13 protein-coding genes are annotated in these 12,399 nt (G+C 39.8%); 9 read left to right on the forward strand and 4 right to left on the reverse strand.

The genetic code is table 11. The features are described from left to right. Position 1: 1 nt before the first annotated feature. From EDD58_RS05270 to EDD58_RS05280, 3 genes are all read left to right on the forward strand, one after another. Positions 2–1,855, forward strand: coding sequence for a bifunctional homocysteine S-methyltransferase/methylenetetrahydrofolate reductase (locus EDD58_RS05270; protein ID WP_131923789.1), 1,854 nt, complete (start codon positions 2–4; stop codon positions 1,853–1,855). Positions 1,856–2,609: 754 nt separating this feature from the next. Continuing rightward, positions 2,610–2,933, forward strand: a complete 324-nt coding sequence (locus tag EDD58_RS14780) for a hypothetical protein (protein WP_165875814.1) — start codon at positions 2,610–2,612, stop codon at positions 2,931–2,933. Between the two features lie 328 nt (positions 2,934–3,261). After that, on the forward strand, positions 3,262–4,212 hold the full coding sequence (locus EDD58_RS05280) for a 4-hydroxy-3-methylbut-2-enyl diphosphate reductase (protein WP_131923791.1): 951 nt from the start codon (positions 3,262–3,264) through the stop codon (positions 4,210–4,212). Positions 4,213–4,492: 280 nt separating this feature from the next. Here EDD58_RS05280 and EDD58_RS05285 read toward each other — a convergent pair whose 3' ends face one another. Both EDD58_RS05285 and EDD58_RS05290 read right to left on the reverse strand, forming a co-directional pair. After that, positions 4,493–4,675, reverse strand: coding sequence for a hypothetical protein (locus EDD58_RS05285; RefSeq protein WP_131923792.1), 183 nt, complete (start codon positions 4,673–4,675; stop codon positions 4,493–4,495). A gap of 145 nt (positions 4,676–4,820) precedes the next feature. Then, positions 4,821–5,171, reverse strand: a complete 351-nt coding sequence (locus EDD58_RS05290) for a DUF1811 family protein (protein WP_131923793.1) — start codon at positions 5,169–5,171, stop codon at positions 4,821–4,823. Between the two features lie 349 nt (positions 5,172–5,520). On the opposite strand from EDD58_RS05290, the gene EDD58_RS05295 reads away from it, so the two are divergent. Beyond that, positions 5,521–6,456: a peptidase gene (locus EDD58_RS05295; protein WP_165875815.1), complete on the forward strand. Its 936-nt coding sequence runs from the start codon at positions 5,521–5,523 to the stop codon at positions 6,454–6,456. Positions 6,457–6,504: 48 nt separating this feature from the next. After that, complete coding sequence (locus EDD58_RS05300; protein WP_131923795.1) at positions 6,505–6,891, forward strand: hypothetical protein; 387 nt, start codon at positions 6,505–6,507, stop codon at positions 6,889–6,891. A 42-nt stretch (positions 6,892–6,933) separates the two neighbouring features. Here the strand turns inward: EDD58_RS05300 and EDD58_RS05305 are convergent, their stop codons facing one another. Then, a complete protein-coding gene (locus tag EDD58_RS05305) occupies positions 6,934–7,296 on the reverse strand; it encodes a L,D-transpeptidase (RefSeq protein WP_424321649.1) in 363 nt (120 codons plus the stop codon). 45 nt (positions 7,297–7,341) lie between these two features. Then, positions 7,342–7,527, reverse strand: coding sequence for a hypothetical protein (locus tag EDD58_RS05310; RefSeq protein ID WP_131923796.1), 186 nt, complete (start codon positions 7,525–7,527; stop codon positions 7,342–7,344). Positions 7,528–7,898: 371 nt separating this feature from the next. On the opposite strand from EDD58_RS05310, the gene ablB reads away from it, so the two are divergent. The 4 genes from ablB to EDD58_RS05330 all read left to right on the forward strand — a co-directional run bounded on the left by ablB (position 7,899) and on the right by EDD58_RS05330 (position 12,303). Continuing rightward, entirely contained in the window at positions 7,899–8,714 is an 816-nt protein-coding gene (gene ablB, locus EDD58_RS05315) for a putative beta-lysine N-acetyltransferase (protein ID WP_165875816.1), read from the forward strand. A gap of 335 nt (positions 8,715–9,049) precedes the next feature. Continuing rightward, on the forward strand, positions 9,050–9,457 hold the full coding sequence (gene speD / locus EDD58_RS05320; protein WP_131923974.1) for an adenosylmethionine decarboxylase: 408 nt from the start codon (positions 9,050–9,052) through the stop codon (positions 9,455–9,457). Positions 9,458–9,563: 106 nt separating this feature from the next. After that, a complete protein-coding gene (locus EDD58_RS05325) occupies positions 9,564–11,066 on the forward strand; it encodes a carboxypeptidase M32 (protein WP_243648657.1) in 1,503 nt (500 codons plus the stop codon). A 313-nt stretch (positions 11,067–11,379) separates the two neighbouring features. Further along, on the forward strand, positions 11,380–12,303 hold the full coding sequence (locus tag EDD58_RS05330) for a ribbon-helix-helix domain-containing protein (RefSeq protein ID WP_131923799.1): 924 nt from the start codon (positions 11,380–11,382) through the stop codon (positions 12,301–12,303). Positions 12,304–12,399 lie beyond the last annotated feature (96 nt).

The raw sequence follows: 12,399 nt of genomic DNA on the forward strand, positions 1-12,399 counted from the left end.
GATGGAAAAATCACTCAAAAAACATTTACAAAACTCTCTACTTGTTGGAGATGGAGCGATGGCAACTTATTTATATCAACAAGGGGCTCCAGTGGGTCATTGTACAGAAGAAATAGTACTAAGTAATCCCAAATTGATCGCTCAAGTTCATCTCGAATATTACCAGGCTGGGGCTCGCTTGATTGAAACTCATACCTATGGAGCCAACCGTGAGCGCTTGACCCGGTATGGACTTGAAAATAAGGTGACGCGATTAAATCGGGAAGCGGTTCATGTGGCGCGGCAGTCCGTACCTAATGATGCATTTGTGGTAGGGACGATCGGATCCATCTGTGCAGGACGTGTTTCGCACTATGACGAGGATCTCTATGGCGATTTATATGAAGAACAAGCCATAGCCTTACTACATGCTGGTGTGGATGGGCTCTTATTGGAAACGTTTCTAGACTTGAAAGAAGCATTGATTGCTGTGGATGTGATCCGTCCCTTAACCGATTTACCGATTATTCTCCAGTTGTCAATGATCGGAGTGGGGCGTACCAGAGATGCGTATACGTTGAGTGAAGCTTTTCAGCTATTGGCAGAGCATGGTGTGGATGGGATTGGGTTGAATTGTCGTCAAGGTCCTGTTGAGATGCTTCGAAATTTGGAAAAAGTGATTGTTCCAGAGAATCTGTTGTTATCAGCTTTCCCTAATGCAGGGAGGCTGGGGATGAATGAGGGGAAGCTTAATTACCCCTCAAGTCCACTCCATTTTAAAGAAACTGCTCAATTATTGGTTGATCAAGGGATACGCTTGATTGGAGGTTGTTGTGGAACCACTCCTGCCCACATTGCCAACCTCTCTGAGGCAATTCAATCATTAACCCCTGTGAACCGTGTCAATCCAGCTGAAGATGTGTGGAAGACCACTCATCATCCACCCATTCAAGTAAAGCGTTCAAGACCGACCATTGTGGAAAAGGTGAAAAAGGAGCGTACGATTATTTGTGAGTGGGACCCTCCTCGTGACTTAGACATCTCCCAATTTTTACTAGGAGCAGAGCGTCTCCATCAAGTGGGAGTGGATTCAATTACGATGGCAGACAATTCTCTGGCAACAGCGAGAATGAGTAACTTAGCATTGGGGGCAATCGTAAAGTCACAGTTGGGGGTAGATCCTCTGCTTCATGTGGCTTGCCGCGACCGTAATCTACTGGGGCAACAATCCCATCTAATGGGGCTTCATGCTTTAGGAATTGATCAAATTCTTGTGATTACTGGGGATCCTACAAGGATGGGAGACTTACCAGGAGCAAACTCGATTTATGATGTGACTTCGATTGAGTTCATCCATATGGTGAAGGAATTAAACAAAGGAATCTCATTTTCAGGGAAGAATCTCAACCAATCAGCCCAATTTGTCGTTGGAGCTGCATTTAACCCACATGTGAGACAGATGGAAGCAGCTGTACAAAGATTATCTAAAAAAGTTGAAGCAGGGGCTGATTTTGTGATGACTCAACCTGTTTACGACTCAAAGAAACTAATAGAAGTTTATGAAGCAACGAAAGAGATTGAGATTCCTACTTTTATTGGAGTTATGCCCTTAACGGGAGAGCGTAATGCATTGTACTTGCATAATGAAGTGCCTGGCATTAAGATTCCCCAAGAAGTTCTACAAAGAATGGAGCACAAACATGGAGAGGAAGGGAGAAAGGAAGGGATTATAATCGCCAAAGAATTACTTGATCTTGCAATGGAAAAGTTTCATGGAATTTATTTGATTACCCCGTTTTCTTTTTATGAAATGACGGAGGAGTTAACACAATATATCAGGCAAAAAGATCAAAAGAGAATGAAGGAAGTAATTTGAGAAAAAAAATCTCCCTGAAGGTTCAGGGAGCAAAAGTATAACCATTAACCAAGACCAAACAACCACACCGAGTAGAGCTTCATATTCTTACAATGATCGAATAAAAAATATTGGAACGAGTCGGAGTGATTAGTTTTCATTTATTTATTCGAGTGGGTTGTCGATTTTGTGTCACAATTTACGATATTTTTATGAAAAGAGAAAAAAGAGTATATAATTATAGTTAATAATCAAGTTTTTTGTGCAAATATCATAAAATATTTATAATGGTTATTTTTGGTTTAATGATGAGTATATATAAAAAATGATAATGCGGTGAATGATGGAGATGAATTTGCTAGTAATTCTGCGTTTAGAAGAGTAAATTTGTACAATTGGTTAATAAGGATGATTATACGAATTTGATCAAACAATTTAGACGAATGTTCACTTGTACAAGCCTATGGTTATGTAGTATAAATGAAATGCAAACAGGAAAATTGGGGAGGGGTTTACTAAAAATGAATGAAAACTTTTTAGACTCATCCGTTTTATTGATATTTTCGATGATAATTTCTTTTGTTTTAGCAACTCTCTATATTCGTGAGCGAATTAAAAACAAAGCGAACTAATCCTTCCTTTAATTCAGTCCTCGCAGTTCAGCGGGGTTTTTTATTTTGGAAAACAAACCAACCCTTCCAATATGGATCAAAGGGTTGGTTTGTTTAGTTTTGTAAGTTTGCTCAGTAGCCATAAGGTGGACGATAAGGGGCGTATGGGCGGTATCGGTATCTTCTGCTTGAGGATGAGGAGGATGAGGAGGACGATTCATGACCTGAGGAAGATGAGTCACAATATCGTCTTGAAGAGGAGGAGCCATAATGATGGTGGTGACGGCGATGATGTCTATGAGACGAAGAAGAGGATGAGGAGGAAGAAGACTCCCGTCCCGAAGAGGAGGATTCACAGCGCTTGTGATGTTTACAATGCTTCATGTATCTTTTTAACATTTTCATTTCGTAATGGTGACACATTTTCATATGATGATACATATGTTTCAGCATTTTCATGTCGCATGGCATATGAACAGGACGCATGACTGGTTGTTGAGGTTTAGGCATGACGGGGTAACATCCGTGTGGCCGTTTAGGGGGAATTATAGGTCGATGAACAGGTGGAGCGGGTTTTTTAACAGGCGGCATTGGTGGTGGTGCAGGCTGTTTTTTTTCTACCACGAACATTCACTTCCTTTTGGGTGTTTTGACAATGTATCTTATGATTGAACTTATACACATGTACCAGTTCCATAAGCCCAACTTTTTATGTCCAAATGAGAATTGTTCTCTTGGTAGGAGTGGGATAATAAGCTATAATAGGGTGGACTACACCTCGGACCAGAATTATTCGGGGTCGGGAGGGAAGAAATCATGGAAGTTTTAAAAATAACTCCACGTGGATATTGTTATGGTGTGGTGGACGCAATGGTGTTGGCTAGACAAACAGCACGTAATCTCGACCTGCCACGCCCGATTTATATTTTAGGTATGATCGTGCACAACAAGCACGTGGTTGATGCTTTTACAGATGAGGATATTATCACCTTGGATGGTGAAAACCGTCTTGAGTTGTTAAGTAAAGTGGATAAAGGAACTGTGATCTTTACAGCACATGGTGTTTCACCAGAAGTAAGGAAGATTGCTAGAGAAAAAGGATTAACGATGGTCGATGCCACATGCCCAGATGTGACACGAACCCATGATCTCATTCGAGAAAAAGTAGCAGAAGGATATGAAATTATCTACATCGGTAAATATGGTCATCCTGAACCTGAAGGAGCTTTGGGAGTTGCACCTAACCATGTTCATCTAGTAGAAAACGAATCAGACATTGAAAAACTCAACTTTGAAACAGAGCGGCTCTTAGTAACAAACCAGACAACGATGAGTCAATGGGATATTGCTAATCTGATCAACAGGGTTCGTGAGCGGTTCCCACAAGTGGAGATTCATAATGAAATTTGTCTAGCCACACAAGAGCGCCAAGAAGCTGTTGCAGAACAAGCGAAAAATGCTGATCTGGTCATTGTAGTGGGAGACCCAAGAAGTAATAACTCCAATCGTTTGGCTCAAGTGGCTGAAGAGATTGCTGGAGTAGAAGCTTATCGAGTTGCCGATGTGACAGAAATTGATATCGAATGGTTAAAAGGGAGGAAAAATGTAGGAGTCACCGCTGGAGCTTCTACACCAACCCCAATTACGAGAGAAGTCATACGCTTCTTGGAACAATTCGATGAAAATGATCCTTCAACTTGGATGATTGAGCGTACCGTTGACCCGAAAAAAATTCTTCCACCTGTGAAGAAAAAAATAAACACCTAATCAAAGAGCAACCGGGAGTAGTAAACTCCCGGTTTTCATATATCAGCCCTAGTAAACTGCATCTAGATAGAAACAGCATGCTTCTCGCTTCATGAAGCAGACTTAACGTTCTCTCCATGAAGGTATTTTGATATCTGATGTACACTCTGATTGAACGATAACCATAGATTCTCGAAGGATCCACATAAGAAGGATCTCGAGTCATGCTCAGTTTCATCCACCCGATTGAATGGGATAGAATTTTCATTCATAACTCTTGGAATTATTCAGTCAATTGTAGTTACATCAGTGTATTTGGCTTTGTCTTCTGGTATCGTACAGACATAAAGTCATAGCACTGATTCATCGTACCACGAAATTCAACACGGTGGTCTTTCTTCATTGGGTTATACCAAGCAAAATAATTATCCTCATGAATAATAGAGGGGGGTAATTTTTCAGAGTCTTTAATTACATAATACATAGGAAAATACACCTCCTATTTGTATTATGTTCAAAAAAATAAAAGTTAAATCATCTTTTCATAAAAAATATTTATAAAAAAACAGAGTGTTGATCAATTAACAATTAGAAGTCACTATGAGAAACTCGAAGCCATTATACAGTGATTAGTTCGATGAAGATTTGGTATGTGAAGACTGACAACATTTTTGGGATCTGGGATGAAGCACAGCCAGAGGGAGTGCGATTTCTTCTGCGGAATTCTCCAAATGTCCCCAAGCCATTACACCATTGAGATAAGCGACACGAAATAGACTATCCTGTTCTTCCACCTGATAAAGCTGGTTGGGTTTGATTGCAGTTGGCTCAACGAGATAGGAACGAGCTAAGTTTCTTTTTTGTTTGAACATTTCAGCTTGACTTTCCCATCCCTCGCGAAGGGCATTCATTTGTTCATTTTCGAGTCGTTGTATTTCATCCAACAATTCACCTTTAGTCATTTGGCTATATCTTACCATCTATAATCCTCCTACTTGTAAGGGCGTCCTACTTTAAAATATCAGCAATGTCCATGGTACAATCATTATCAGATGTGTTTTAGAACTCGATCTGAGTAATTATTATAGTAACATATTGATCCAAATACCATTGGGTTGTTGTGTCTCTGCCACTCTCATAGCGGATCCACGAAAGTCGTTTGTCAGAGAAACATCTCCCCTCTTAGGTTATTGGATCAAGAACATATTTCTGATTTTTACTCAAGTCGAATTAGATATTGCGATGTTTCAGTGTCTAATGTTCATTATACTAAATTTAGCTGAGATCCACTTTTTTGATAATCTTGTGGTTGAGGGCTTGTCTTTTTTCATGGATTTGGAGGTGTTCGCCATTGCTGTGATCCTTTTATTTATTGATGGTGTAGGATTAGGTGAAGAAGCGGAGTACAACCCTTGGTTTTCTTATGATCCACCTTTTTTCAAAGAGATATTAAATGGAAATTATTTGACTCATCACTCTGTGGGTAAATATGGGAGTGAAATTCTTCTTCTAGCCACTGATTCCAAACTTGGGGTCGAAGGTATTCCCCAAAGTGCAACAGGCCAAGCCGCGATTTTCACAGGGAACAACGCTCCAAAAATGCTGGGCAGGCACATGAGTGGCTTACCCTTCCGCCGTTTGCGAAACTGGGTAAAAGAAGATAATATCTATCTTCAATTGCAAGCCAAAGATTGGTCAGCTACATTTGCTAACAGTTACACCCAAGAATATTTTGCACGGCCAGCAACTCAAAGAGGTTGGGTCTCTGTTACAACAGCAGCTCTTCAATCGAGTGGGCAACCGATTCGCTATTTTTCAGAATTACTAGCTGGGGAGGCTGTTTATCATGATATCACACGGCAAACTTTGAAAAAAGTTCTCCCTGATGTTAATGAGATTACACCCGAACAAGCTGCGAGAGATTGTTTAGGAATCGCTCGACAGGCTGAAGTGGTCATCCATGAATTTTTCTTAAGTGACCGTGCTGGGCATAAGCGAGATCCACAATTAATATCTTGGGTCATTGAAACGTATGATCGTTTTTTGGGAGAACTAACTAAACGAAAGGCTACGAATGATACCATTGTTTTAGTTAGTGATCACGGAAACAGTGAAGACCTACGAGTACCTACGCATACAGAAAATCCTGTACCTACACTCATTATAGGAGATACAGGTGCGATTGAGGAGTTAGGCTTATCTCACTGGGATTTGACTTGTATTGCTCCTTTAGTGCGTTGCTTAGTTCAAAGACAACATCAATAAAATTGAGCTGTATTTGTAAATCTAGGAATGAAGAGATGGAGGGGGCTTATGTCAAAATCATTTGTGCCAAAAGTAAAAGAAGCTTCTGTACCTGAAGATGGGGTTTGGGGGGAAATAAACGAAGAGCCTGTTCTTATTTTATCCATACCCGAATGGGAAGAGATTGTCTCAGCATCTGCAGAGGGGTTTCGTTATACTTGGTTATATGATCGCATCGAAGATGGCTATCTATTCTGCTTTCGACTCAATAATGAATGGGAGAAAGCAATCGCTTTCCCTAAGGAACATGCTGGTTTGTTACTGAAGGATGCACAAGCGAATCGTTTGTTCTCCATTTTAATCACTGCTCAATCTTTGGAGAAGGCAGATAGTGACTCTCCTTATCTGTGGTTAAAAGAGATCCAATTTAAGCGTCATCCCCAAGCGGGTTGGTAATGATCTAGATAGGTACACCTGAAATCAGGTGCTACCTATTTTTTAATTTTTAATGACAACAGTTGTACCGATTCCTACATAACGATCTAAATCTTCGACATCTTGGTTATACATTCGAATACATCCCCTAGAAACCCTTTTGCCAATGGATGAAGGACGGTTAGTTCCGTGAATTCCGTAATGAGGTCTAGATAAGCCGAACCATAATGTTCCGAATGGACTCAGTTTTCCTCCCGGTCTTGAGTATGGGTAAGGAACACGATTGACAATTCGGTAAGTTCCTTCTGGAGTCTTGGTTGCGACTTTCCCCACTCCTACAGGGTAAGATTTGTACACCTTCCCATTCTTCAAAAGATATAAGCGACGCTTAGATAAACGAATCTTAATGCTATACAAGAAAATCACTCCTTTTCTTTTACCATACGAAGAAAAGGAGTGATTGGTTATCGTTTAAACATCATCCAGATCGTAGCGAAAACCACCGGAGTAGATAGGACCGTCCAAAACTTGTTGCTCATCTTTGAGTCTCTCTAATAATTTTTTGTACTCATCGGCTCTTGCATAGGGTGGCTCTGACTCTAATACTTTAGTCAATGCTCGAATCACAAGACCACGATCTCTTGGAGACAAATACATATGAACGCTCCCCCCTGATGGAAGAAATGATGATTAATAATCAATAGCTTAAATCTAATCAATAATATATTGACCATATCAAAAGAAAGTTACACGTTGATAAAGCATTTGTCATGGAAATGATGAATGTATTTATTAGAATATCTGTTTTTTTGTTATAACTTTCCTCCGAGATTGTGTGAAGAAAAAATAAAAAAGAGAAAAGATAAGAAGAAAGACGTTTACATCGAAATCTCAAGGGTACTATTTTATAGAAAAGAGAAAATTTACAATAAAAACTTGTAAAGATCGTACATGTGTGGTGAGATGTAAAAGTAAAAACGATTGATTCTTAGGGAGGTTTTTGTGGAAGAATGACTTTATTAGAGAAGATGTCTAAGCATGTTTCGATGGAGATTGATGAACATAATAGCCGAATTAAACTGATGAAATATCCGAAAACATCATTGGAAGCATTAGTCAAACATTTAGAGGAGCTAGCAGACCAGAAAGAGCTTGGTAAAGTGATGATTTATGCAGATCCTGATGATTTAGACACATTCCAGGAGTTAGGCTTTGAACATGAAGGGGAAATCAGTGGCTTTTTTGATGGAGAGCCAGCGATGATCTTATCTCGATTCATTGATGAAAATAGAGCAGTGAGTAAGGACGAAGAGAAAAAAGATCGAATTGTAGAATTAGCAGAGCGTAAGCTAGAAATTGAAGAACCTCCCCAGTTAGACCCCGCATTCACTTTACGGCAAGCGACACTTTCCGATGTGGAAGAGTTGGCTGATCTCTATAACCAGGTTTTTGAAACCTACCCCACTCCAATGCATGATCCTTCCTTTGTACGTGAGTATATGGAAAATGATGTCTATTTCAGCGTGATTACCTATCAAGGAAAAATCATTAGTGCAGCTTCGGCTGATGTTTTTACTAAATATAATTGTGCGGAAATCACAGATTGTGCCACGAAGCCTGAGTTCCGAGGGAAAGGTTTACTTAGTGTCATTATTTATGATTTAGAAAAGAAAATGAAAGAGCAAGAAATTTATAATCTTTTCTCCCTCACCCGTGCTGTTTCAACAGGGATGAATATCGTGATTTCCAAGCTTGGGTTTGAATATCAGGGACGTCTCATCCAGAATAGTCACATTGCTGGACAATTTGAAGATATGAATATCTGGGTGAAGCAGATTGGTTAGATTTCTCACAAAAACAGATTAAAAAGATGGGTTTTATCTACATTACTCTTTGCTGATTAGCCATCAGTCTATTCAAGTAGTTCTAGCTCAAAACTTATGTTTAACACTGGATCGAATCTCCATGAAATAGCTGGTTTAAATGTACCAAATAGTATTGCAGTAAGCTTAAGAATGTGTTAAGTTAATCATTGTGAAATTGAGCTAGTAGGATCCAGGATTCACTTAAAGGGTTGGGACCTCACTGGACTAACCTTCCCCCGTGGTGAACAAGAAGATCCTAGCGGAATTTGGCTCACACCAACTTTTTGCTAGGAAGGGGGCCGAAAGAGATGGAGATGGAATTTTCTACTTTCGGAAGGCATGTAGCCATGGACGCATGGGGTGTTGATTTTGATCTACTAAATGATCTTTCGCTACTTGAGGCGAACTTAAAGGAAGCAGCTATTGCTTGTGGGGCAACTATTTTATCTGTTCAATCTCAACAGTTCGAACCTCAAGGAGTTACAGTTCTCGTTATGCTCTCAGAAAGTCATTTATCTATTCACACATACCCAGAAAAAGGTTTTGCCGCATTAGACTGTTATACTTGTGGTCATACCGTTGACCCCATGATCGCCATCGAGTACATGCTCAATGTGTTAAAGCCGACCCAAGCATTTCCTAAAGTGCTTCGGAGAGGTGTTGGGCCCATTGAGGTTGTCCAACCGACAGCTCTTGAGCTGAAAAAAGAAGTGACTGTTTAACTGATACAACCCCTTCACGTTAGAAATGAAGGGGTTTTTTAAATTAGAATGGGGTCGTGGAAATAGATGATTGTGGTAAAATAAGGGGAAGATAAGGAGGGTAAAAATGGAACAAAAACTGCGTGAGTTAAAAGCGAAACTGCGTGAGATCTATGATATTCAATCAGCCATGGCGATTCTGAGTTGGGATCAGAGTACATATATGCCTCCAGCTGCCGCAGAATCGAGAGGAAGTCAACTATCTACACTAGCTAAGTTAGTACATGGGAAGAAAACGGATCCTGCTTTAGGTGAACTATTAGATGATTTGCTGGTTTATGAAAATACACAACCTTATGAATCTGATGAAGCGAGCTTAATTCGTGTGGCTCGTCACCAATATGATAAATCGATGCTGGTTCCTGCTGATTTCGTAGCTAAATTTTATCAACATACAGCTCAGACATATCAAGCTTGGGTAGAAGCTAGAGAAGAAGATCACTTTAAAAAAGTTGAACCTTTTTTGGAAAAAACAGTGGAACTCAGCCGAGAATATGCAAGTTATTTCCCAGGATTTGAGCACATTGCTGATCCCCTCATAGATAATGCTGATCATGGAATGAAGGTATCAATGATTCGTCCCCTTTTTGCACAGTTGAGAGAGCAACTGGTTCCATTAGTAGAAGCGGTGACTAAACAAGAACCAGCTGATCATTCTTGTTTATTGCAGCATTACCCCAAAGATCAACAAATTCAGTTTGGTCTTGATGTGATTAAACAACTAGGGTTTGACTTTACAAGAGGAAGACAAGATTATGCTCCTCATCCATTTATGACTAAGTTTTCGCATGGAGATATTCGGATCACAACCCGAGTGAAAGAAAATGATTTATCAGAGGCTTTATTTAGTACAATCCATGAGACGGGTCACGCTTTGTATGAATTAGGAATTGAATCCCATTTTGAAGGTACCCCACTTCACGATGGTACATCCTCAGGTGTTCATGAAAGCCAGTCTCGTTTATGGGAGAATATTGTTGGGAGAAGTCGGCATTTTTGGACCTATTTTTATCCGAATTTACAACAGATGTTTCCGGCTCAACTTCGAGGAGTGTCTATGGAGGATTTTTATCGGGCTATCAATCGGGTTAAACCTTCTCTAATTCGAACTGATGCGGATGAGCTTACTTACAATCTCCATGTCATTATCAGATTTGACTTGGAACTGGCTCTGTTGGAAGGAAACCTACGTGTGAAGGATTTACCAGAAGCGTGGCGGGAGCGTTATCAGTCTGACTTAGGAATCTCTTCACCTGATGATCGAAATGGTGTGTTACAAGATATCCATTGGTATATGGATTATGTGGGTGGGATGTTCCAAGGATATACACTTGGAAATATCTTAAGTAGTCAATTTTATGATGCGGCTCTTCAAGCTCATCCAGAAATCCCAAAACAAATGGAGCAGGGTGATTTTACAGTCCTCCATGGTTGGTTACAAGAGAATATCTATCGTCATGGTAGCAAATTTACAGCAGAAGAGATTATCCAAAGAGCAACAGGATCCGACTTGACGATTCAACCGTATATGAATTACTTACAAGCTAAATATGGTGAGCTTTATCTATAACTTGACTGAAGGTTATTAGCGTTTACCTTATTTTAATATCTTCATTTCCTCTAAAAAGATTGGAAGAATAGATTCGATCAAGTATGATTACCTTAGAAGTTCGATTTGAGCAAAATCGATGTAAAGTAATTGGGAATGTATTGTTGTATCCAATCAACTTTGGAAGGGCACTGGTTCTCTAGTGAATGACTTTAGCAAACATGCTACGAGAATGAAGCAGAGAACCAGTGACTCGATAGGATTTATTGGATTCATTTGTGATTGAATTTGCTCATGGAGTTAGAAGATGACATGAAGAAAGGGTGTTTCATAGGTGAGTGTTAAAAAAAATAATTATAATGGTCCTGTGGAAGAGAGAGAATTCCTCCGGAACACTTCTACCAACTTGGATATAACCTATCCAACAGAAGAGGACCTCCAGAGAGAAAGTGAACAATGGGCTGAGTTGGAAGGACAAAATCCTGCTGAATACTATCCAGAACCAGCTCCAAGTACATTAAATAGTAATGTACTTGATAAGTTTGCTGAATCAAGTAACTTTGTGGACGATCCTTTTTCTACCCCAGAACCGTCACGGATTGATCTTGATGATGATTGGGAAGAAGATGCTTGGTTAGAGCGTTGGCGGATGAACCCAGAGAAATATTTGGTGACAGCTTTACCACCAGAACTATCCTCTCGTTTGGAAGAAGCAGTACGCGAGCGAAAAATGAAGCGAAGTGAATTTGTGCTCAAAGCATTAGAAGTGGCATGCAAAAGTGTTGAGCTGGACAAGCTTCGCCGTAAAGGATTGGCAGAAGGAGATCCTGCTAAGTTAATTAAGGACCCTCAAACTGGAAAATATCGTTGTTTCCCTGCTGAATATTTTACAGAAGAAGAGTTATATGGGTTTGAAGTGGTTGATGGGAAGTACTATCAAAAACGTTGGGAAAAAACGAATCAGGGCTGGGTACAAGTCAACAAAGGTTATTTTGAAGCATTGAATGACCAAGAATCTCCTTATATTAAAATGGTTAACAATAAGCCAACAGGTTCCTGGGAAGTGTATCCGTTTGAGTTCTTTGAACACGATTGGAAGTGGGGAATCTACGATCATGATAGTGCTGTGATTGAAGTGAAGGGTCGTAAAGAGAATGATGGTGTCCTTTGGTTAGATATCTATATTGACGATGAGCTAGTAAACTCTGTAACTACATCAAGAGAAGTACATCGAATCATAATGGAATATATTGGTTGAACTAACTTTAAATAGTCTTTGAGTTTGTCGCATTCATTCATGAAAATCATTGGTTTAAAGAGCCAACGGAATTCACCGATGGCTCTTTTTTTTGTA

The sequence above is a fragment of the Hazenella coriacea genome (genome assembly GCF_004341825.1).
GTDB classification, from domain to species: Bacteria; Bacillota; Bacilli; order Thermoactinomycetales; family Thermoactinomycetaceae; genus Hazenella; species Hazenella coriacea.